Raw genomic sequence first — 21,608 nt, 5'->3', positions numbered from 1 at the left:
CGCAGGTAGAGGATGGACAGCGAGCGACGTCCAGAGCGAACAAGTTGGCATGAAAAAGGCAAGGCATAGACCTTCTGGTCATGCCTTGCCTTTTGAATGACAAATTGTCGCTCTGGGCGGCGCGCAGCGTCGACCGGTCCGCCGTTCGTTAGAACGGCGGAACCTAGAGATCCCCGCCGGCACCCAGTAGCTTGCGCATGACCTGTTCGGGATTAACCGAGCCATCGCGCGGGGCCAGGGAGGTGATCTTCTTCTGCATCTTGTACTCGTGCAGCTCGTCCTCGAGCTGGCGCATGCGGGCGCGGAGCTTTTCGTTCTCGCGCTCGCGCTCCTCGGCACGCTCCTTCATATCGAGGATGCGCACCACGCCGGCAAGGTTGATGCCCTCGTCGGTCAGCTGGTTGATGAGCTCCAGGCGCTCGATATCGGCACGCGAATACAGGCGCGTGTTGCCGCCCGAGCGCTGGGGGTTCACCAGACCCTTGGACTCGTAGACGCGCAGAGTCTGCGGATGCATGCCGGTCAGCTCGGCCGCCACGCTGATCATGTACAGCGGTTTGTTCCTATTGTCCTCGGCCATGCTACCTGACCCCTTTCCGTCTCGTTATCGTCCATCATAAGCCCGCAGGCGTGGGCGTGCACCGCGACCGCCCTAGAACGTCGCCTTGTAACGGTTAACTTTCTCGCGGTAGTCGCGCGTGTCGGCCTCGCGCAGCTTGGTCATGGCATCGCGCTCGTCATCGGATAGGTTCGTGGGAACCTGTACCTTGATCTCGACGAGCAGCGCACCCGTACGGCCACGGTGCTTAACGTCGGGCGCCCCCATCTCCTTAAAGCGGAACTTCTTGCCCGTCTGAGTACCCGCAGGCACTTTCAAACGGACCGTCGCACCGCCGGGCGTGGGCACGTCCACCGTGCAGCCGAGCGCCGCCTCGTAGACCGAGACCGGTACTTCCATGGTCACGTCGGCGCCTTTGCGCTTAAACAGCGGGTGCTCCTCCACATGCGTGGTCACGACCAGGTCGCCGCGCTCGCCGCCGGCGACGCCATACTCGCCGCGACGCTTGTAGCGCAGCTTGCCGCCGTCGACCGCGCCCGCGGGCACCGAGACCGTAATGGTCTGCTGCTCGCCTGTCGAGGGAATGCGATAGGTGACCTTGTGCGTCACGCCGCGAAACGCGTCCTCGGCCGTCACATCGACGGTCAGCGACAGGTCGCCGCCCTTGCGAGCGCGGCTGCGACCCGCGCCGGCACCGGCAGCGCCCGCAGCCCCGGCAAAGCCCGAGCCCCAATCGCTGCCCCAAGCGCCGTTGCCGCTAAAGATGCTGTCGAAGATGTCGCCCCAGCCGCTGGCACCCGCGCCGGCACCGTAGCCGCCGCCATACGCGCCGCCTGCGCCCGGCATGCCGCCAAACATGAGCATCTGGTCGTACTCTTTGCGCTTCTTCTCGTCCGAAAGCGTCTCGTAGGCCTCGCTGATCTCCTTGAACTTGGCCTCGTCGCCGCCGGCGTCGGGGTGATATTTTTGCGCGAGCTTGCGAAACGCGCTCTTGATCTCTTTGTCGGAGGCGCTCTTGGATACGCCCAGGATGTCATAGAAGGTTTTGCCTGCAGCCATCGTAGCTCCTCTCCTGTTTTATCCGTCGCCCAGCGGGCGGCGGCTCATGCTTTCATATGGCACTAGGCCAGAAAGGGCCCCGGGTGTTGCCCCGGGGCCCTTCTCAATTACTCCTCGGTGCTCTCGGCCGTATCGGCCGCAGCATCCTCGGGCGCCGCTTCGGGCTCCGGTGCGGGGCGCTTTTCGCCACCGTAGGTCACCGTCACCATCGCGGAACGCAGGATGCGGTCCGCCATGCGGTAGCCCTTCTGGTACACGTCGTTGACGGTCTCGTCGTACTGCGACGAGTCCTCGACGCGACCCACAGCCTGGTGCTCGAGCGGATCGAACGCCTCGCCCTTGGGGTCGATGGGCTCAACGCCCTCGTGCGCAAACACATCGAGTAGCTTGGCATGCACCGCGTCGACGCCGTCGACGAACTGCTTAAAGTCGTCGGCAAGCTCTTGGCTGCGGGCATGGTCGATCGCACGCTCGATATCGTCGACCACCGGCAGCAGCGCAGTGACGAGCTTCTCGGTCGCGCGCTCACGCTCGGCGATACGCTCGCTGGCGGTGCGGCGACGGAAGTTCTCCCAGTCGGCCTGCAGACGGGCGGTGCGCTCGGTGGCGTCCTTCGCCTTGTCCTCGGCAGCCTTCTGAGCCTCTGCCGCAGCATCGAGCTCGTTGCGCACGTCGGCAAGCTCCTTCTGGGCCTGCTCGAACTTGAGCTTAAAGTCGTTGTCGGCGGCTTCCTCACCGGCGCGGATAGCGGCTTCCACCATCTCGTCCTCGGTCATCGTCGCCTCCTTGTTGGAATCCTCTACCTGGTTCTCGACAGCCTCGGCCGCCTCGGCCTCGTTGGCCTCGGTTTCGTCGACGGCCTCTACGGGAATCTTCACGTCCTTCTCCTCAGAGTCAACGGGGGCGGCTCCAACGGCAGCCGCCTCCGTGCGAGCTTTACGGGCGGACATGATTACTTGTCCTCGTCGTCCACAACCTCGTAGTCGGCGTCGACGACGTCATCGTCGGCAGGCTGGGCGCCGGCGGCACCGTCGGTCTGCTGCTGAGCGTCGGCGTAGACAACCTGAGCCAGCTCGTAGGCCACGGACTGCAGGGACTCGCCAGCGGCCTTGATGGCCTCGACGTCAGAGCCCTCGAGCGCCTTCTTGGCATCGGCGATAGCGGCCTCGGCCTTGGACTTCACGTCGGCGGAAACCTTGTCGCCCAGCTCGTTGAGGGTCTGCTCGGTGGAGTAGCACAGGCTGTCGGTCTGGTTGCGGACCTCGACCTCTTCCTTCTGCTTCTTGTCCTCCTCGGCATGAGCCTCGGCGTCCTTGACCATACGATCGACTTCTTCGTCGGACAGAGCGGTGGAGCCGGAGATGGTGATCTGCTGCTCCTTGCCGGTGCCCTTGTCCTTAGCGGAGACCTTGACGATGCCGTTGGCGTCGATGTCGAAGGTGACCTCGATCTGCGGCACGCCGCGGCGGGCAGCCGGGATACCGGTCAGCTGGAACTTACCGAGCGACTTGTTGTCGCGGGCAAGTTCGCGCTCGCCCTGGAGCACGTTGATCTCGACGCTGGTCTGGTTGTCGGCAGCGGTGGAGTAGACCTCGGTCTTGGAGGTCGGAATCGTGGTGTTGCGGTCGATCATCTTGGTCATGATGCCGCCCATGGTCTCGACGCCCAGCGACAGCGGGGTAACGTCGAGCAGCAGGATGCCCTCGACGTCGCCGGTGAGCACGCCGCCCTGGACGGCAGCGCCGTCGGCAACGACCTCGTCGGGGTTCACGGACATATTGGGCTGCTTGCCGGTCATGGTCTTGACGAGCTCCTGGACGGCGGGCATACGGGTGGAGCCGCCGACGAGGATGACCTCGGTCAGATCGGAGAGCTTAAGGTTAGCGTCGCGCAGGGCGTTGGTGACAGGCTGCTTGCAGCGCTCGAGCAGGTCGCGGGTGATCTTCTCGAACTCGGCGCGGGTCAGCGTGTAGTTGAGGTGCAGCGGGCCGGACTGGTTCATGGTGATGAACGGCAGGTTGATAGTGGACTGCTGGGCGGCGGAGAGCTCCTTCTTGGCGTTCTCGGCGGCCTCCTTCAGACGCTGCAGGGCCATGGGGTCCTGACGCAAGTCGACACCGTTCTCCTGCTGGAACTTATCGGCCATCCAGTCGATGACGCGCTGATCCCAGTCGTCGCCGCCCAGGTGGTTGTCGCCCGAGGTGGACAGAACCTCAAACACGCCGTCGGCGAGGTCGAGGATGGAGACGTCGAAGGTACCGCCGCCCAGGTCGAAGACCAGGATGCGCTGGTCGGAGCCCTGCTTGTCCAGGCCATAGGCCAAAGCGGCAGCGGTCGGCTCGTTGACGATACGCTTAACGTTGAGGCCGGCGATCTTACCGGCGTCCTTGGTGGCCTGGCGCTGGGCGTCGTTGAAGTAGGCCGGGACGGTGATGACGGCGTCGGTGACGGTCTCGCCCAGATACTTCTCGGCGTCGGCCTTCATCTTTGCGAGCGTCATGGCGCTCACCTGCTCGGCGGTGTATTCCTTGCCCTCGATGTCGACGACGGCACGGCCACCCTGGCCCTCCTTGACCTCATACGGCACGGTCTTGAGCTCGGAGGTGCACTCGGAGTACTTGCGGCCCATGAAGCGCTTGATGGAGAACACGGTGTTCTTGGGGTTGGTGACCGCCTGGTTCTTAGCGGCCTTGCCCACGACGCGGTCGCCGTCGGCACGGAAGCCCACGACAGACGGGGTGGTGCGGTCGCCCTCGGCGTTCACGATGATGGTCGGAGAACCGCCCTCGAGAACGGCCATTGCGGAGTTAGTAGTACCAAGGTCGATACCAAGAATCTTGCCCATTAGAAATTCCCTCTCTCTTGTGCGTTTGCACCGACTCGGCGGTCTGCCAAGCGGTCTTTCGGTTTGTCTTTCAGGATGTAGTGTATCCCCTTATGGACCGGAATATACAAAATCTAAGTCAATTCATATAAGATTTCTTATCACTTAGAGTTTAGGTTCTCGAATACGCAGGTAGATGCGCTGATTGAGTTCTCGGCAAATCTATCGAGATCTATGTAGAGATGGCTGAGGTTTGGGCCGGGGGTGCCTGGGGCTGCTTTACGGAAAGCTCGTCCCGGTTTGAGTGTGGATTCCGGGTCGTAGTTTCCGTCTGAAGGCTCAACCGGAAACCGTATCCCGTTTTGAGAGCTGATACCGGGTCGCAGTTTCCGCTAGCGGGCCCAACCGGAAACTGCGACCCGTTTTTCGACCAGATAACGGGATGCGCTTTCCGAAAGCCCACTCAATTGCTCAATAATTCGAGTCACCTTTAGCTAACATTTGCACAGCTCACCAGCCTCACCTGTGCGTTTCTTAGTAAGCCGTGGCATACTCGGCGAATGGTATGAAGATGCCGGCCAGAGGGTATTGCAAACGGTCGCTCACGTGGTATGTTTTTGCCCGAATCAAACCGGCGCGCATCGCCTGTAGCGTCGGTCAACAGAGAGGAAACTACCATGGCTCATCCCGTAATTGATGCCGACGAGTGCATCGCTTGTGGCGTTTGCGTCGACTCCTGCCCCGCTGGCGTTCTGGAGCTCCAGGACGTCGCTACCGTTGCTGACGAGGACTCCTGCGTCGCCTGTGGCGCTTGCCAGGACGCTTGCCCCGCCGGCGCGATCACCGAGATCGTCGAGGAGTAACAACTCCCCCACTTGCACACTCACAAGTACACCGTGCACAAAAAAGGAGGCCTCCGCATCGCCGCAGAGGCCTCTTTTTGTGCGGATAGCTAATTTGGCACCGTCGCAGGTTGAGCATAAGTCAGCGAAAACGCCCCTGAGCGAGCAAGGTGACGTGAAAGAGGAGGGAAGCGTACTTTTGTACGCGACCGACGATTGAACGTCAGATTGCCGCTTAGGGGCGTTTGCAGCATCGGCTACGATAGATCGTCTTCGTAGGGCATCAGGTCTGCCAGATAGCCCTTCTCCTTGAGCATAGCCTCGATCTCGTCGAGGGTTTGCTCATCCTCTGCCGCGATGCGATGGAAGTGATAGCCGCTCGTCACCGTTAGTAGTGGAAAGCTTTTGCCGCTCTCGATATCGTGCAGGTAGCGCTCAACATCGCGACGATTGCGGATGTCCAGGTCGGCCGTGATCTTACCGTACACGCGGTGATTGACGATCACGTTGAGCACGGCGCCTCCGGCGTCGACGATACTCGTGAGCTCATCGCCTGTCTGCTCCACGCTATGGCGAACCTTGACCAGGCGCGTGGGCACGGCGGGGCTGCTGGGGGCCTCCTGCAGCACGTAGCCGCGATTGGTCGCCACGATATCGTGCCCATCGGCGCGCAGCAGGGCGATGTCTTGCACGACAACCTGGCGGCTCACACCCACCTCGCGAGCAAGCGTACTGCCGGAGACGGGGTCTTTGGCTCGCTCGAGCACGCCCATGATGGAACGGCGACGCTCGCGGGCGTCCATTATTTACCGTCCAGCAGACGCAGGTGCTTAAGCGAGAGGTCGAGAATCGGCACAGAGTGCGTCAACGCTCCCGAGCTAATAAAGTCAACGCCCAGGTCGGCAAGCGCACGGATATTGCTGGCATCCACGTTGCCCGAACACTCGGTCTTGGCGCGACCGGCAATAAACTCAATCGCGGCAGCCATGTCATCGTGGGTCATGTTGTCGAGCATGATGATGTCGGCGCCGGCCTCCACGGCCTCGCGCACCATGTCCAGGTTCTCGCACTCGATCTCGACCGTCGCGGTAAACGATGCATGGGCGCGCGCCATCTCGATCGCACGCGTCACGCCGCCGGCGGCGTCGATGTGGTTGTCCTTGAGCATGACGGCCGTCGACAGATTGTAGCGGTGGTTGCTGCCGCCGCCGATCTCGACCGCGGCCTTCTCGAAGACGCGCATACCCGGCGTGGTCTTGCGCGTGTCGACGAGCACGGTCTTGGTGCCCTCGAGCGCCGCAGCCATCTGGTGCGTATAGGTAGCGATACCGCTCATGCGCTGCAGGTAGTTGAGCGCCACGCGCTCGCCCGAAAGCAGCACGCGCGCATCGCCGCGTACCTGGCCCACATGGTCGCCGGCGTGCACCTCGTCGCCATCGGCAACGTCAAACAGCACCGAGCTCTGCGGATCCAGCAGCTCAAAGGTACGAGCGAACACATCCAGGCCCGCGATGATGCCATCGGCCTTGGCGATGAGCTCCACCGTGGCGGGACGCGCCGTGGGGCACACGCTCGCCGTGCTCACGTCCTCAAACGTAATGTCCTCGCGCAGAGCCTGCAGAATCAGATCATCGACGACGAGCTTCATGGTAATGGGGTTCATGGTCTACTCCTCCACGGCCTGCGTGCCGGCGGCACGGGCCAAATCATCGATTGCCAGGGTGTCGGCGCTCAGGGCGCGATGACGGCCATCGAGCGCGGGCTCGCCCGCCTGCTCCACGGCGAGCGACTGGCCGGTACGCATGTGCCACGCGGCGCGACGACCCCAGACCAGCGCCTCGAGCAGGCTGTTTGATGCAAGGCGGTTCTTGCCGTGAACGCCGTTGCAGGCCGTCTCGCCGGCGGCGTAGAGCTCGGGCATCGAGGTCTGACCGTCCTTGTCGACCCACACGCCGCCCATAAAGTAGTGCTGCGTGGGTGTGACGGGAATGGGCTCGTCCAAGATGTCGCGGCCGTCCTCCAGGCAGCGTGCGCGAATGTTGGCAAAGTGTCCGGTTACCACGTCGCGCTCAACGGGGGCAAAGCTCAGCCACTCGTGCTCGGTACCATCCTGCTTCATCTGCTCGCGGATGGCGGCAGCGACCACATCGCGCGGCTGAAGCTCATCGGTAAAGCGCTCGCCGGCGGCGTTGAGCAAAATCGCGCCCTCGCCGCGGCAGCTCTCGCTGATCAGGAAGGTGCGGCCCGGCTGCGGCGAGAACAGTCCCGTGGGGTGAATCTGCACGTAGTCCAGGTGCTCCATCTTAATGCCATGCTCCTGGGCGATGTAGCAGGCATCGCCCGTGAGCTGCGGGTAGTTGGTCGAGTGGTCGTATACACCGCCGATGCCGCCTGTCGCCCACAGCGTGTGGCGGGCATGGATCTTAAACGGCTCGCCGGCATGCACGCCCTCGGCGGCATTTGCCAGCTCGTCGGCGGGGCGAACCGAGTTGTCCTCGTCCACGGGAACGGCGACGACGCCGAGGCACGCCGTGGCGCCATCACGCTCGCCCGTCAGAATGTCGGTCATGGCCACGTGCTCCAAAATCTGCACGTTATCCAGCTTGCGAACGGCCTGGAGGAGCTTGGTCGTGATTTCCTTGCCCGTAATGTCGGCATGGAAGGCGATGCGCGGGCGGCTGTGCGCACCCTCGCGGGTAAAGTCGAGGCTGCCGTCGGCCTTGCGCTCAAAGTCCACGCCCATGGCCAGCAGGTCGTTGATGACCGAACGGCTCGAGCGGATCATGATGTCGACGCTCTCGCGGCGGTTATCGTAGTGGCCGGCGTGCATAGTGTCCTCAAAGAAGGCGTCGTAGTCAGAGCCTTCGGGAAGCACGCAGATACCGCCCTGCGCGAGCATCGAATCGCACTCGTCGACAGCGCCCTTGGAGAGCATGATCACGCGCGTGCTCGTCGGCAGATTGAGGGCCGCGTATAGGCCCGCCACGCCGCAACCGGCAATGACGACGTCGCACTCCATGTCGGGGCATTGTTTGGTTTCCACAGGAATCCTCTCCCTTGTAATGTGGCATAAGGGATGGTCCCTCATGTCACATCGTCCTAGCGAGCCGCGTATTCGAGCATGCGGTCGAGCGTGAGCTTGGCCTGGTCGGCGGCCTCATCCGACACGCCAATCTGCACCTCGCCCTCGCCCGTCTCCAGGCAGCGCACGAGCTTTTCGAGCGTGATGAGATCCATGTTGACGCAGGTGGGCTGTACCGCGGGGAAGTAGAACTTTTTGCCGGTGCCCTGGCAGCGCCGCTCGAGCTCGTAGAGCACGCCGCGGACCGTCACGATGATAAACTCGCTCGCGTCCGACTCCTCGGCATACTTGATGATGCCGGCAGTGGAGCCGATGTAGTCGGCCTCGGCCAGGACGTCGGCCTTGCACTCGGGGTGCGCCAGCACGAGCGCGTCGGGGTGCGCCTCCTGCGCGTCGACGATCTGCTCGACGGTGATGATGTGATGGCGCGGGCAGTAGCCGTTGTTGAGGATGACGTGCTTTTGGGGCACCTGCTCGGCCACAAAGCGGCCCAGGTTCTGGTCGGGAATGAACAAGATGTGCTGCTGCGGCAGCTCGGAGACGATCTTGACGGCGTTAGAGCTGGTAACGCACACGTCACTCCAGCTCTTGATCTCGACCGTCGAGTTGACGTAACACACCACGGCCAGGTCGTCGCCATATTCGGCGCGCGCCGCGTCGACCGTCTCGTGCTTGACCATGTGCGCCATGGGACAGTCCGCGCCCGGCTCGGGCAGCAGCACGGTCTTGGTGGGGTTGAGCAGCTTGGCGCTCTCGCCCATAAACTCCACGCCGCACAGCACGATAGTCTGCTGCGGCAGGCTCTTGGCAAGCTTTGCCAGGTAGAAGCTGTCGCCGACGAAATCGGCCACAGCCTGAACCTCGGGCGCCACATAATAGTGCGCCAGGATCACTGCGTCACGTTGGGTTTTTAGCTGATGAATGGCCTCGACGAGCTCTGCGGGCACCAGTGCCGCGCGCTCCGTTGCCGTCGTTGCCGATGCCAGGCCGGCCGCGATATCGCGTGCAAGCTCCGATGCATCCATGTTCGCGCTCTGTGCCATCAAGGCCCCTCTCTTTTGGCGAATCTTGGGGCTTTAGTATGACACCTGGCTTTACAGCTGACAAGACAGCTGTAAAGCCAGGTGTAAAGTTGGAATAAGGATTCAATTTTGGGGCGGGTCCATTTTCGAACTGGCAAGCTGAGGACAGTCGAAAATGGATCTGCCACACGGTTCGAGCGGCCCGTTTTATCTTGGTCCGAGAGGCGGTGGGCATAAAAGCGGGTCCGGATCGCTCGATCCGGACCCGCTGGGAGCTGGTGCGCGGTTAAGCGCGGCGCTTCATGATGGCCCACGCCAGCAGCAGGACTGCCACACCGGCAGCGAGTACGGCACCCGCAATGACATAAGTGCTGTCGCCGGACTCAGGCAACGCCTCCTTGCTAGCCCTCTTCTTAGGCTTGGAAGTCGTAGTCGTGGTCGTAGTAGTCGTAGTGGTCTGGCCAGGAGCGGGCTTGGCAGTCTCGGCAACGGTAAAGGTCGTCTCGGCCGTGCCCGTGGTCGAAACCACGCTCAGCCTGTGTTCGCCCACGCCGAGCGTATTCAGGAAGCTCGCCTTGAGCGTCACGATCGTAGAGCCCTCGGTGAGCACGTAGTTCTCGGGGGCGACCTCCTTATCGTCGACCAGTACCTTCTGGAAGAACGCGAGCGGTGCGCTCGAACGGAAGCTCAGGTCCTTGGCGGCGTCAACCACCATCGTCTGACCCTTACCGTCGATGATCTCGGGTACCAGAATCGCAATTTCCTCGGTTGCGCCCTTCTCGCCGCAGACGGTGCACTCCTGGTGTTTCTTGCCCTTGGCCTCGGTAGTCGCCGGTTTGTCGACGACCCACTTAAAGGTATGCCCGGCCTTGTCGATGATGTCGTCGCAGCGGCAGTTATGCCAGTGGTTCTTGGCATCGCGTGCCCAGCCGGAGCCGTCGGGCTCGTGCTTAAGCACGCCCTCGACCGTCACGTTCACGTCGCCCTCGACATCCTTGAGCTCATAGGTGCCCTTGGCGGAAAGCTTAACGGCCTTGCCGTTGACCTTGACGGTGTAGTCCTTGCCCGCAAAGTACGCGCTGTCGATGCCCATGGTGAGTGTTGCAGTCCCGTGCCAATCGAGCTCGGTTGCCGTCGAGGTGAGCGCGTAGCCCACCTGATTGCTCGGCAGCGTCACGACCAGCTTGGGACCGGCCGCCACGGTAACCTCGGTGGCGGAAGAAGCGTCGTAGTTGGCCTTGGCCTGGTAGCGCACCTCATACGTGCCGGCGGCAAGACCCGTAAGCTCGGCCGTGCCCTCGTCCACCGCCTGATACTCGTCAGCACCCTTGGCACGCCACTCCATCGTCGCGTCGACGCCCGTGATCTTGCCGTCACGCTTGCCGCTCACGGTCTCGGCCGCAACCTGGACCACCGGCGCGCCCTGCGCGGCGCTCTTGATGGAGAAGTCGCACGTCAGGCCCTCAGTCGGAAGCGCGTAGTTGCCCGCGGCCTTGCCCGTCAGTGCACTGAGGGTCGCCGTGTAAGAAGCGCCGGCCTCGGTCTGGGAGCCTTCGACGGTCGCGCCAAGGTCATCCTTGCCGATGACGTTGCCGAGCGTGGCCACAGGGCAGTGCTCCTTGCCATCGTAAACAAACTCGCTGGTACCCCATGTCACGGTAAGCAGGCGCTGGTTGATGGTGAACACGCCGTCGACAAACGTGATGTTGTAGTTAGGGTTGACGTCCTTGGCCTGCGTCAGCTGCAGAGCATAGCCGCCGTCGCGCACGTTGTCGTCATCTTCGCGCTTAATCTCAATGCCCTGAAGGCTCTCGCCCTCGACAAGCTCGCCGGATGTGATCGCCCACGTAAACACGGGATCGGCCTCGCCGTAGGTTTTGGAGGCGTCCTGGGCGGTGACCGTAATCGCGCGCGGTTTGACCTCGAGCGTGACCTCACCCTCGGCGGTCGCACCGTCAATCGTCACCTGGTAAGCAACGGTCAGCGTGCCGACGTCCTTAATCTTGGGGGCCTCGGGGGACCAGTTCTCACCGTCGGTGCTGTACTGGGCCGTCGCGCCCTCGGGCAGGCTCGTCGCATCAACCGTGTGATAGTCGCCGTCGTACTTGTCGGAGTAGCCAACGATGGCGGCAGCCGGAATCTCGACCTCGGCCAGCTTGTGACCGCAGACCTTGCACTTCTGTTGCTTGGAGCCCTTCTCGGTTGCCGTGGGGGCCTTGACGACGACCCACTCAAAGTCATGCTTTGCGCGGTCAACGTCCTCCTTGCCACAGGTGCAGGTGTTCCAGTGTTCGGCGTCGTCGTGCTTCCAACCGTTACCGTCGGCCTTCTTAGGGCCGTCCTTGACCTCAACCGTCAGGGCCTTGGAGGCGTTATGGTTACGGTCGGCCTTAAGGCGAACGCTGTATTTGCCGGCGGCGAGGCCCTTAACCGACGTCTCGCCTTCGGCAATCCACTGATAGTCGCTGGCGGCCTCGGCTTTCCACTCGTAGGTGTTATCAACCCCGTCGATGCTGCCATCCGCCAAAGCATGCCCGGTCGCGGCCGTCGTCTTGACGTCCTTGGGAGCGGCCTGATCGACGGGGCGGATCATAATCTGGAGCTCACCCTTCACCGGCACGTAGTCGGGTGCGGTAATACGGTACTTAATTGTCTCAGCACACACGTTGTCATAGATATCGCGCGTGACATTGGTATAGGAGGGGATTCGGTCTTCGTACAGTAAACCGTCATCGACGCTATATTTGATCTGCATGCCCTCGGGGGCATTGTCGACCGTCACCGACGGCGAGTGAGCCATGCCATCGTAGGTGCCGTCAAAGCCCTTGGCCTGAACATTCTCGAACTGCGTGCCGTAGATGCTCCAGTAGAAAAACTTGCAGGAGAAAATTGACTCGTAGGATGCGAAGTTTCCCAGGCCCCAGAGCTGGCTCCGGTACGCACCTGGATCTTTCTCCGAAATCGATTCGCCCCAAGCGAGGCGTTCGAAATCGACGCCCTCTTTAAGCTCAACCCATTCGTCGCCAAGCTTATACTTCACCTTAATGCGAGGCGTTATCTCCTCACCCGTCCACTCATAAGACGGAACGTCGTTGAGCACGTCACCGTTGCTGAACCTGACGTTATCCTTCAACTTGTCGTAGCCAATGATTTCGACCTTGCAAAGATCCTTGCGGTTGGAGTCCTTCTCCGCAAGCGAGGCGGGGTTAATCTTGAACACGCGCTCGAGCGTAACATCGCTCTGCCCCTCGATGGCAACCGTCGCCACCACGCGATAGGTGCCCGCATCGCACGGCTGCGACCCTTCCATCTCGATGCCCACGGTGTCATTCTCATCCACGAAACGGTAAAAGCGTGCGCTCACAATCTTTACCTTGCCCTGGGCTACAGCGTTGTCCTTTTGAGACGGCTTGGTCGTAGCAAGCACGGCGTCGCGCTGCTTGCCGTTGTAGGTAAAGCTCAGGTCGCCGCTCTTGGACGACATCAGCGAGATCGTCTCGCCGTCCCTGGAGTAGACACAGTGCGAGGCCTCATACTGTCCGTTGCACGTAGCCGCGATGCTGTACCCATCCTTGTTGATGGAATAGGCCCACTCGTGCTCGTGCTTACGATGGATAACCTTGACCTTGCCATCGGTAACGTCGTATGCAAGGTCGGCATTAGCAAACTTGAGCCTGCTCGCAAGATCCTCCTGCGAAAGATCGCTCGTGCCAAGGTTCACATACCCATAGTAGTAATCCTGCTTATTGGACTCGGGATCGAACTTGGTATCGTCGACAGACAGGACGGCTTCGCCCGTAAAAGACTTATCGACATGAACCTTACCGTAGCTACCGACATCGGACGCATCGACACCCTTCGCCTTGGCCGTAGTGACCTTCGTGTTGCCAGCGAGCGTCACAGAACCAAGGGCGTAAACCGCGCAGCGCTTCTCGTCATGACTGATTATTTTGTGACCGTTAAAGTAATTAGAAGGGAACACGTACAAGTCGTCGATAACCGTACCGTTTATGGTGCACGACGCATCCTTTGCCACCGCAATGGCACTCGTCATGTGCATCTGATATTGAATACCCCACACATTGAACATATAAGAGCAGGGGCCATTCCATGACGTGTTATTTGTTGAACGGATACTGCAGTTATTCAGGGCAACTATGGCATTTTTGACGCCAATATTGCCCGCATGCACATGACCGCTCTCAACCTTCATCTCGTCGCATGCAATCATTCCCTGACTGTTGTTTTCGAACGTGCAACCGTTCAACGTAACTTTTGGAGTCTTCGACCGCCCGACCACGCTCAAGGCGCCGACGCAGTCATCACTATTATTCTTAAACGTGCAGTTGACAAACGTTGCATCCACCGCGACCTGGCTGCCTCTGATAGTTACAGGCGCCGGCGAGGCTTCGTAAATTTCATTACCCTGGTCAACATTGAATGCGCTGTTCTTGCAGCATTTCCAACCGCTGACACTCACGTTCGTGAAGCTGGCCGTCTCCCCCGCACCCATGGTTCCATAGAGCGTGATTGCCCGATCGGTATCTTTGTTCTCGGTCCTTGAAACAAGCTTGAGGTTTTCCACGGAAAGGTTGAGGCTCTTGCCCGTATTCGGTTTATCGACACCTCCACGCGCTTCGTAATCATTGCTATCGCTCAAAAACGTTTTTCCATCGCAGCGTACCTCGGTCGGGATACCCGAATCACCGATAAACTCGACATAACCGCCCTTGAGCACAAAGAGCGGGTGTTGCGAATATGTAAGGTCACGCTCGACGGTCAGCGGACCGCCCAGAGACGAGCTGTCAGTGAAATATAGGCGGGTCGGGTTCTCCTTGGTGCCACCCTCGACCTCATAGTGGTCGATATCAACCGTGCCGGCAAACCGATAGTCTTTGCCGCCGGAAAGTTGGATTACATCACTTTCGCCATACGAAAGCTCGCTTTTCAGGTGTTTCGGTTTGATCGCGGCGGACGGATACGCCTCGGCTACCGTAGGCGTGGCGAGCGTCGTCGCCACGCCCCCAAGCGCCAGCGCTGCAGCCAGCACGCAAGCAGCAAGTCTGCGCATCCCCATCTTCTTCTCCCTCATCACGGCTCCCCTTACCCCTATGCTTTCGCAATGTTCGCTATCGCTTGGCGCCGGCGGTCGGCCTGACTCCCCGTCCGACCGCCGGCATCGATTGACATGTGTATCCATGGAGTATTGTGCGGCCGTCAAAACTGACGCCCTGCCGCTCAGCGCGAGTTGCGCACCGTGGGGCGCAAACGGGGTGTTCCTCCGCGGGCGGCGCGCACCCAATGTGGCAAAATCGAACTACTAAGGGGGCCCGAATGCTCAAGATCATCGCCTGCGACGACGACGTCGCTTTTCTAGATAGACTGCACCGGATGATCGACCGCTGGTCGACCGAGACGGGCACGGCGGTCGACGTTGCACTCGTCACGCGCGGCGAGGACCTGCTGGCCCGCCATGCCGCATCGCGCGCCGACATCATTCTGCTCGACATGATCATGCCGCTCGTCAACGGCATGGACACCGCGCGGGAGTTGCGCCAATCCGATACAGCCGTGCGTCTGGCGTTCCTCACCTCATCGCCCGAGTTCGCGCTGGAGTCCTATGAGGTCCGCGCCTTCGACTACCTACTCAAGCCCGTAACGTACGAACGCCTGGCGCAACTGCTCGACGAGCTTTCGCGCATGCGACCTGACGCGACCGATGAGCTCGTGACCAAAACGTCCTTTGGATACCATGCCCTGCGCCTGTCCGATATCGAATACGCCGAGGCCCGCAACAAGCACGTGGTATTCCACCTGCGCGACGGGCGCGATATCGAGGCGCTCGAGCCGTTCCGCAACATCGAGGACCAGCTGGCCAAAAACGCGAACTTCTTTAAATGTCACCGTAGCTACCAGGTCAACCTGCGCAATATCGACCACTTTAACCGTACGGATATCGTCATGCGCTCGGGCGCTTGCATCCCGCTGGCGCGCAGTTGCAAGCAGGGTTTCCAGGATGCCTACTTTGCGGCACGGTTCGAGAGCGGGAGGCGCTAATGCTCCCCGCGGCCGAGATGGTACTTTGGGCAATCCACCACGCAACGACCCTGCTTTTTGGCGTTTTTGCCTCGGCGGCGCTCTGCGGTATCGAGATCAACCGGCGTCATGCGCTTGAGCTGGTGATGGTCGGCGCCGTAACCGGATGCGCATTCGGCCTCGCCAATGCCGTCGGCGGCGAGCTTTTCGCCCGTCAGGTATATCCGCTCGTCGTGCATCTGCCGCTCGTCATCTACCTGTGCGCGCGCTATCGCCTGAACCCGCTGCTCGTTATGCTGGGCGTCACCAGTGCTTATCTGAGCTGCCAGTTTAGCAACTGGATGGGCATCGCCGCGCTCGCCGCCACCGACTCGCAAATCGCGTACTACGCGGCACGCATTATCACCACGGCCGTCGTCTTTGCAATCCTGCTGCATTGGGCCAGCGACATCGGTCCGCGCCTGGCGGTTAAAACCCCCACCGAGCTCGAGATTCTGCTCATCCTGCCGCTCGTCTATTACATCTTTGACTACGCCACCAACGTCTACACCACGCTCTTCCACTCGGGCTCCGTGGTGACGGTTGAGTTTTTGGCGTTTGCGCTTTGCGCGTTCTACCTCATGTTTCTTACTGTGTATCTGCGCGAATACGAGGCAAAGGAAATCGCCGAGCGCGAGCGCTGGATGCTCGCGACCCGCGACAGCGCAGCCATCAAGGAGCTTGAGGCCTGGCGCCAATCTGGACGTGAGCTTTCGGTTCTCCGCCACGACATGCGGCACTTCCTGCGCGGCCTTGCGGCTTTGATCGAGGAGGGCCGCATCGACGAGGCGCTCGAGCGCATCGACGAGCTCTGCGAGACAAACGACCGCACCGCTGTGCGCCGCTACTGCGCCAACGACACGGTCAATATCGTGCTTTCGTCATTTAGCTCCGATATCAACCGAAACGGCATCAGCGCCGATTTGCGCGCCGCCGTGCCCGAGAGCGTCCATGTAGCCGACGTCGATCTGTTTAGCGTGCTCTCAAACGCCCTGGACAACGCCATCGTCGCCGCAAGCGCCGCTCCCCAGGGCAAGCGATTTGTCGATCTGGACCTGCGTTGCGAGGACGGACAACTGCTACTTTTGGTCTCCAACACGTTTGGGCGCCCGCCGCGCATGGTCGACGGCATGCCCGTGGCCGAGCACACCGGACACGGCTTTGGAACCAGGAGCATTAAGCTTGCCGTCGAGCGCATGAACGGCAACTGCCAGTTTCGCATTCACGGCGATCGGTTTGAGTTTCGCGCAGTGATGTAAGGGCGCGACAAGTCGGCGCCGCGCTCGACCCATCAGGACCGCCTTGCCGGCGCCAGTCCGCTACAGCGGCGCGGCGGCCGGGGTCAGCTGCTTGATGTAGGCCCACATGCGCTGCTTGGCGGCCTTGTCGGTCAGCGCGGCCTCAAAGCCGTCGAGCGCGAGTACGCGACGACCCTGCACGTGGGCGACCAAGCCGGGCTTGAGCATGGCGGTATCAAAGTCGTCGATCGCCACGAGCATGTCTGCGTAGGTCTCGCGCATGGTATCGGCCGCGCGATCGTCCAGCAGCAGGACCGCCTCGGGATCCAAAGACTCGAGCGCCTCGCGGAACAGCTCGCACGGCAGGTCCTCGCCTATCGCAACCGCCCCGTCGCCCGCGCCGGCAACACTTGCCAGCACGCAGAAATCCTCGGGCGCGTAACCGATGGCGCCGAGCGCCTTACGCAACGCGACGCCGTCTGGACCGGCAGCCAACTCGCCACCTGCGCGCTCGGCATCGTCTAAATCACCTTTTACCAGCACAATTGGCGAGCACGCGTTACCCGCGATACGCACGCCGCGGCCCGCGAGCGATGCGAGCTCCTGCTCGGTCGCCTGGGCGATGGCTTCTTTTTTCTGGCTTTGTGACGTGGGCATGCGCTCTCCAATCGTTTGCATGCCCACCATTATATAAAAGAGCCGCCCGCGAGTGGTTGCATTGCGGGCCGTTGGGTATAAGCACAGTCGTACTGAGTTTTACGCGGCAGAGCCGCGTCGCATTATGGAGGTCACCATGGCTGACATTAAGCAGATTACCCCCGAGAATTTCGATTCCGTCGTTGACGGCAGCCTTCCCGTGCTGGTTGATTTTTGGGCACCGTGGTGCGGTCCCTGCCGTTCGCTCTCGCCCATTGTTGACGAAGTGGCCGACGAGCTGGCCGGCAAGATTACCGTCGCCAAATGCAACGTCGACGACAATCAGGACCTGGCCATGAAGTTTGGCGTTATGAGCATCCCCACGCTGGTTGTCTTTAAGAACGGCGAGGAAATCGACCGCTCCGTCGGCGCGCTGCCCAAGGCCAGGCTGCAGGCGCTGCTGGAGAAGCACCTGTAATACGCCGGTCATGTGTTGCCGTCCATGAGTGGTTTTGTGCCGCTCGCCGGAGAGCCGGGTGTTGCACCCGCGACCACGGATAGTATGGTAATCACAAACAGCCCCCAGTGAACGGGTGCGGGTCAGACGGACTCGCACCCGTTTTCTTATGCGGCGATGCGTAAAGCGGGCGTAGTAGAATCTGAACCACTGATTAGACCCGTACAAAAGGAGATTCCCATGCATGACGTCGGAATGAACATGAGCCAGCTTGCCATGAGCGTCAAGCAGGTCGACGACACCATTGAGCTCGCCCACGAGTGGAGCCATCAGCTGCTGCATGCGACCGAGAACTTTGACATGGAGCGCATTGGCGCCAAGCTCGAGGCCGCCATGGCGGCGCTCCACGAGGCGCACGATGCGCTCGAGGGCTACGAGGAGGCCATCGAGGCAGATCACAACTCCGTCGGCTCCGTAAAGCTGGTGTAGCGTGGCCGAGCACGAACACGCCTGCGAGCACGAGCATCCGCACGGGCCGACCGGCGACGTGGGCCGCCGCCTCAGCGCCTCCGCCTCCGAGCTGGTCCGTTTTTCGGTCACCGCGCCCGACGACCTGTTGCGCCGCTTTGACGAGCAAATCGCGCGCCGCGGCGACGTTGCCAACCGCTCCGAGGCCGTGCGCGACCTGATTCGCGCCTCCATTGCCAAGGAGCAGATGCGGACGCCCAACGAGCAGGTTATCGGGTCGCTCACCATGATCTATGACCACCATACCGGCGATCTGACGCGCCGTCTGGACGAGGTGCAGCACGACTACACCGACGAGATTGTCTCGACCATGCACGTGCATCTGGACCACCACAACTGCTTGGAGATTCTGGCGCTCAAGGGTCGCGGCGAGCGTGTCTACGAGCTGGCTGACCGTCTGCTGGGCCTGCGCGGCGTTAAGCACGGCGAGCTCACCTGCGCCGCCACCGAGCAGAGCCTGGGGCTGTAGCGGGTCTTTGCGCGGCGCACCTGCCAAAAAGGGACAGGTTTGTTTTGGCAGGTTTAACGTTTTACCTACCAAAATAAACCTGTCCCTTTTTGGCAGGTCTCGATGAAGGAGGGTCGCATGCGACATGCGCATATCCATGTAACGGGCATTGTGCAGGGCGTTGGCATGCGGCCATTTGTGTATCGCGAGGCCATGGCGCACGGCATTTGCGGCTGGGTGCTTAACGCGGGCGATGGCGTGCATATCGAGGCGCACGCCCTAAGCGAGGCGCTCGACGAATTTGTCGCCGCGCTTTCCGAGCATACGCCTGCGGCAGCTCGTGTGGAGCATGTCGAGGTTATGGACCTAGCGCCCGGCGACTGGGACGCCGCCAACGAGCGGGGCTTTCGCATTGTGGCATCGCAGGATCAAACCGCCCACACGACGCTCGTCTCGCCCGACATCGCCACGTGCGACGACTGCCTGCACGAGCTGTTCGACCCCGCCGACCGACGCTTTCACTATCCCTTTATCAACTGCACCAACTGCGGACCGCGCTTTACCATCATCCGGTCGCTGCCCTATGACCGAGCGGCCACCTCGATGGATTGCTTTCCCATGTGCCCCACCTGTGCCGCAGAGTATGGCAACCCGCTTGACCGGCGGTTTCACGCGCAGCCCGATACCTGCTTTGATTGCGGGCCGCACATTACGTGGCGCGAGGCGGATTGCGGCGTTGCCCCAGCGACCGCCGATGCAACGCCAGCCATCGGATCTACGCGCGAGGCCAGCGATGCCATTATCGACCGCTGTGCTGAGCTGCTGGCCAACGGCGGTATCATCGCCATCAAGGGTCTGGGCGGATTTCACTTGGCATGCGACGCCTCCAACGAGAAGACGGTAGCCGAGCTGCGCCGTCGCAAGCGCCGCAGCAACAAGCCGCTTGCCGTTATGGTGCGCGGCCTTGCAGATGTTGAACGCCTGTGCCATGTCAACGACGTTGAACGCGGCCTGCTGGCCGGCAGCATTCGCCCCATCGTGCTGCTGCGCCGACGTGCCGTTTGCGAGAGCGGCGGCTCCCCCAACGCGCTCGCGCCGTCCGTCGCGCACAACCTTCCTGAGCTTGGCGTTATGCTCCCCTATACACCGCTTCAGCATCTGTTGCTTGCCGCGGCAGAAGCCCGCGGTATGCACGCGCTCGTCATGACCAGCGGAAACCTGAGCGAGGAACCTATCGAGACCGATGATACCCTTGCATGGGAGCACCTTGTTGCCGCCGGCATCGCTGACGCGCTACTTGGCAACGACCGTGCGATTCTCTCGCGCTACGACGACTCTGTGGTGCGCGCGGCGAACGGCGCCGTTATGCCCGTTCGCCGCGCTCGCGGATATGCACCCCAGCCGCTGCCGTTGCCGGCGCTCGACGGCGCTCCGTCCTGCGTGCTCGCCTGCGGGCCACAACAAAAGGCCACGATTGCGCTCACGCGTGAAGGGACGAACGGCGAGGCGACCTGTTTTGTGTCGCAGTATATCGGTGATGTTGAAAACGGCGAGACCTTCGATGCCTGGAACGCCGCGCGCACGCGCTTGGAAGATCTCTTTGACTTGGCGCCCGCCGCCTTGGCCTGCGATCTACACCCCAGCTATCTATCGAGCCAGTGGGCGCGCGAGCAGGCGCGAAAATGCAATCTGCCGCTCGTCGAGGTGCAGCACCATCATGCGCACATCGCGAGCGTAATGGCAGAGGCGATTGCCGCGGGCCAGCTTACAACCGACGCGCGCGTCCTTGGCATCGCCTTTGACGGCACCGGCGCCGGCACCGATGGGACCATTTGGGGCGGCGAGTTTCTTGTTGCCAGCCTTGGCGGCTTTGAGCGCGCCGCGCATTTGCGCACCTGGACGCTCCCCGGCGGGGCGGCCTCCGTGCGCGACGCCCGCCGCAACGCCTTTGCCCTGCTCAGCGAGCTCGGCCTGCTTGAACATCCGGGGGCCGAGCGGCTCTTGGACGGCCTAGACGAGCAAACACGCAGCGTGACGGCAACGATGATCGAGCGGAACATCAACAGCCCACGCACGAGCAGTATGGGGCGTCTCTTTGACGCCGCCGCTGCAGTTTTGGGCATTTGCGGGCAGGCAACCTACGAAGGCGAGCCCGCCATCGAACTCGAAGCCGCCGCCTGGCGCGCGCTCGGTAGCAAAATTACCCATGTTCCCGGCGATAAAGACGGCTGTTCCGCATCTGACCCATTGCGACTGGACAGTTTGTTCAGATTTGTATTAAAAACAGACCCTCTAACCAACGGTTTTGGCTCAGATTACCCCGAAGAGGGCTCTCCAGGCACCTCATTTGCGGTTAATTCGCCCGCCGGATACCCCAAATCAACCCATTCGGGGCCCTCGCAGACGATCTATACCACCCATTACCACTCTAAAAAGTACAAATCTGAACTAACTGTCCAAGCAACCTCGAGCAGGTCTCTCGTCCTGAGCCCCAGCTCACTTTTTGCGGCGCTTTTGGAGGGAACCAGAGCCAGTGTGCCCGCCGACAGGCTCGCACTCGACTTCCATGTCGCCGTCGCGCGCTCCTCGGCACGCATCGCCAGCGAGATCTGCGCGTGCGAGGGCATCGACACCGTCGCGCTCTCGGGCGGCGTGTTCATGAACCGACTTCTGCTCCAGCTCCTCACCCGCGAGCTCAAAAGCGCAGGTCTTACTGTCCTTATCCCCCATACCGTGCCCGTCAATGACGGCTGCATCGCCTACGGTCAGGCGGCGGTCGCAAGCGCTCGTCTTGCGCAGATCGCATCGCAGTAGCTCGCTCTCGCACACCGCTGTGCC

At 61.6% G+C, this 21,608-nt stretch carries 17 protein-coding genes; 7 read left to right on the top strand and 10 right to left on the bottom strand.

Annotation, left to right across the window (positions count from 1 at the left end; genetic code table 11):
• Nucleotides 1-163: 163 nt before the first annotated feature.
• The 4 genes from ACTQXI_RS05860 to dnaK form a co-directional block, all read right to left on the bottom strand.
• Entirely contained in the window at nt 164-580 is a 417-nt protein-coding gene (locus ACTQXI_RS05860) for a heat shock protein transcriptional repressor HspR (RefSeq protein ID WP_427719306.1), read from the bottom strand.
• Between the two features lie 72 nt (nt 581-652).
• Nucleotides 653-1,618: a DnaJ C-terminal domain-containing protein gene (locus ACTQXI_RS05855; protein WP_154518131.1), complete on the bottom strand. Its 966-nt coding sequence runs from the start codon at nt 1,616-1,618 to the stop codon at nt 653-655.
• Between the two features lie 107 nt (nt 1,619-1,725).
• On the bottom strand, nt 1,726-2,568 hold the full coding sequence (locus ACTQXI_RS05850; RefSeq protein ID WP_441048930.1) for a nucleotide exchange factor GrpE: 843 nt from the start codon (nt 2,566-2,568) through the stop codon (nt 1,726-1,728).
• Nucleotides 2,569-2,570: 2 nt separating this feature from the next.
• Nucleotides 2,571-4,463 carry a molecular chaperone DnaK gene (gene dnaK / locus ACTQXI_RS05845; protein WP_154518137.1) on the bottom strand — a complete coding sequence of 631 codons (1,893 nt, stop codon included), beginning with the start codon at nt 4,461-4,463 and terminating at the stop codon, nt 2,571-2,573.
• A gap of 590 nt (nt 4,464-5,053) precedes the next feature.
• Between dnaK and ACTQXI_RS05840 the strand changes: the two genes are divergently transcribed.
• Nucleotides 5,054-5,305, top strand: coding sequence for an indolepyruvate ferredoxin oxidoreductase subunit alpha (locus tag ACTQXI_RS05840; protein ID WP_158564522.1), 252 nt, complete (start codon nt 5,054-5,056; stop codon nt 5,303-5,305).
• Between the two features lie 236 nt (nt 5,306-5,541).
• Here ACTQXI_RS05840 and ACTQXI_RS05835 read toward each other — a convergent pair whose 3' ends face one another.
• From ACTQXI_RS05835 to ACTQXI_RS05815, 5 genes are all read right to left on the bottom strand, one after another.
• A complete protein-coding gene (locus tag ACTQXI_RS05835; protein ID WP_441048931.1) occupies nt 5,542-6,087 on the bottom strand; it encodes a transcription repressor NadR in 546 nt (181 codons plus the stop codon).
• Entirely contained in the window at nt 6,087-6,947 is an 861-nt protein-coding gene (gene nadC / locus ACTQXI_RS05830; RefSeq protein WP_441048932.1) for a carboxylating nicotinate-nucleotide diphosphorylase, read from the bottom strand. Before nadC ends, ACTQXI_RS05835 begins: the two co-directional genes overlap by 1 nt.
• A gap of 3 nt (nt 6,948-6,950) precedes the next feature.
• Entirely contained in the window at nt 6,951-8,327 is a 1,377-nt protein-coding gene (locus ACTQXI_RS05825) for an L-aspartate oxidase (protein ID WP_441048933.1), read from the bottom strand.
• 56 nt (nt 8,328-8,383) lie between these two features.
• Nucleotides 8,384-9,409 carry a quinolinate synthase NadA gene (gene nadA, locus ACTQXI_RS05820; RefSeq protein ID WP_154518146.1) on the bottom strand — a complete coding sequence of 342 codons (1,026 nt, stop codon included), beginning with the start codon at nt 9,407-9,409 and terminating at the stop codon, nt 8,384-8,386.
• Nucleotides 9,410-9,674: 265 nt separating this feature from the next.
• Nucleotides 9,675-14,480, bottom strand: coding sequence for an MBG domain-containing protein (locus ACTQXI_RS05815; protein ID WP_441548416.1), 4,806 nt, complete (start codon nt 14,478-14,480; stop codon nt 9,675-9,677).
• A gap of 242 nt (nt 14,481-14,722) precedes the next feature.
• On the opposite strand from ACTQXI_RS05815, the gene ACTQXI_RS05810 reads away from it, so the two are divergent.
• Both ACTQXI_RS05810 and ACTQXI_RS05805 read left to right on the top strand, forming a co-directional pair.
• Nucleotides 14,723-15,445 (top strand): LytR/AlgR family response regulator transcription factor, encoded by a 723-nt coding sequence (locus ACTQXI_RS05810; RefSeq protein WP_441048935.1) that lies wholly within the window; start codon nt 14,723-14,725, stop codon nt 15,443-15,445.
• Nucleotides 15,446-15,462: 17 nt separating this feature from the next.
• Nucleotides 15,463-16,722, top strand: a complete 1,260-nt coding sequence (locus ACTQXI_RS05805; RefSeq protein ID WP_441548415.1) for a sensor histidine kinase — start codon at nt 15,463-15,465, stop codon at nt 16,720-16,722.
• A gap of 60 nt (nt 16,723-16,782) precedes the next feature.
• Here ACTQXI_RS05805 and ACTQXI_RS05800 read toward each other — a convergent pair whose 3' ends face one another.
• The gene (locus ACTQXI_RS05800) at nt 16,783-17,358 is read right to left on the bottom strand and encodes a hypothetical protein (RefSeq protein ID WP_441048937.1); all 576 of its coding nucleotides are present in this window, start codon (nt 17,356-17,358) and stop codon (nt 16,783-16,785) included.
• 136 nt (nt 17,359-17,494) lie between these two features.
• On the opposite strand from ACTQXI_RS05800, the gene trxA reads away from it, so the two are divergent.
• The 4 genes from trxA (at nt 17,495) to hypF (ending at nt 21,584) form a co-directional block, all read left to right on the top strand.
• Nucleotides 17,495-17,815, top strand: coding sequence for a thioredoxin (gene trxA / locus ACTQXI_RS05795; protein WP_441048938.1), 321 nt, complete (start codon nt 17,495-17,497; stop codon nt 17,813-17,815).
• Nucleotides 17,816-18,034: 219 nt separating this feature from the next.
• Entirely contained in the window at nt 18,035-18,283 is a 249-nt protein-coding gene (locus ACTQXI_RS05790; protein WP_006235225.1) for a hypothetical protein, read from the top strand.
• Nucleotide 18,284: 1 nt separating this feature from the next.
• Nucleotides 18,285-18,791, top strand: a complete 507-nt coding sequence (gene nikR, locus ACTQXI_RS05785; protein WP_441048939.1) for a nickel-responsive transcriptional regulator NikR — start codon at nt 18,285-18,287, stop codon at nt 18,789-18,791.
• Between the two features lie 117 nt (nt 18,792-18,908).
• Nucleotides 18,909-21,584, top strand: coding sequence for a carbamoyltransferase HypF (hypF, locus tag ACTQXI_RS05780; RefSeq protein ID WP_441048940.1), 2,676 nt, complete (start codon nt 18,909-18,911; stop codon nt 21,582-21,584).
• Nucleotides 21,585-21,608 lie beyond the last annotated feature (24 nt).

This window comes from Collinsella sp. LCP19S3_C9 (genome assembly GCF_052121575.1).
Classification (GTDB): Bacteria; Actinomycetota; Coriobacteriia; order Coriobacteriales; family Coriobacteriaceae; genus Collinsella.
Note: the sequence above shows the minus strand (reverse complement) of the source record. Positions and strands in the feature narration are given on the sequence as shown.

What these genes read in the sequence shown, in the direction of transcription:
- ACTQXI_RS05860 (WP_427719306.1), bottom strand. Translation starts at nt 580, where the DNA reads ATGGCCGAGGACAATAGGAACAAACCGCTGTACATGATCAGCGTGGCG.
- ACTQXI_RS05855 (WP_154518131.1), bottom strand. Translation starts at nt 1,618, where the DNA reads ATGGCTGCAGGCAAAACCTTCTATGACATCCTGGGCGTATCCAAGAGC.
- ACTQXI_RS05850 (WP_441048930.1), bottom strand. Translation starts at nt 2,568, where the DNA reads ATGTCCGCCCGTAAAGCTCGCACGGAGGCGGCTGCCGTTGGAGCCGCC.
- dnaK (WP_154518137.1), bottom strand. Translation starts at nt 4,463, where the DNA reads ATGGGCAAGATTCTTGGTATCGACCTTGGTACTACTAACTCCGCAATG.
- ACTQXI_RS05840 (WP_158564522.1), top strand. Translation starts at nt 5,054, where the DNA reads ATGTTTTTGCCCGAATCAAACCGGCGCGCATCGCCTGTAGCGTCGGTC.
- ACTQXI_RS05835 (WP_441048931.1), bottom strand. Translation starts at nt 6,087, where the DNA reads ATGGACGCCCGCGAGCGTCGCCGTTCCATCATGGGCGTGCTCGAGCGA.
- nadC (WP_441048932.1), bottom strand. Translation starts at nt 6,947, where the DNA reads ATGAACCCCATTACCATGAAGCTCGTCGTCGATGATCTGATTCTGCAG.
- nadA (WP_154518146.1), bottom strand. Translation starts at nt 9,409, where the DNA reads ATGGCACAGAGCGCGAACATGGATGCATCGGAGCTTGCACGCGATATC.
- ACTQXI_RS05815 (WP_441548416.1), bottom strand. Translation starts at nt 14,480, where the DNA reads ATGAGGGAGAAGAAGATGGGGATGCGCAGACTTGCTGCTTGCGTGCTG.
- ACTQXI_RS05810 (WP_441048935.1), top strand. Translation starts at nt 14,723, where the DNA reads ATGCTCAAGATCATCGCCTGCGACGACGACGTCGCTTTTCTAGATAGA.
- ACTQXI_RS05805 (WP_441548415.1), top strand. Translation starts at nt 15,463, where the DNA reads ATGGTACTTTGGGCAATCCACCACGCAACGACCCTGCTTTTTGGCGTT.
- ACTQXI_RS05800 (WP_441048937.1), bottom strand. Translation starts at nt 17,358, where the DNA reads ATGCCCACGTCACAAAGCCAGAAAAAAGAAGCCATCGCCCAGGCGACC.
- trxA (WP_441048938.1), top strand. Translation starts at nt 17,495, where the DNA reads ATGGCTGACATTAAGCAGATTACCCCCGAGAATTTCGATTCCGTCGTT.
- ACTQXI_RS05790 (WP_006235225.1), top strand. Translation starts at nt 18,035, where the DNA reads ATGCATGACGTCGGAATGAACATGAGCCAGCTTGCCATGAGCGTCAAG.
- hypF (WP_441048940.1), top strand. Translation starts at nt 18,909, where the DNA reads ATGCGACATGCGCATATCCATGTAACGGGCATTGTGCAGGGCGTTGGC.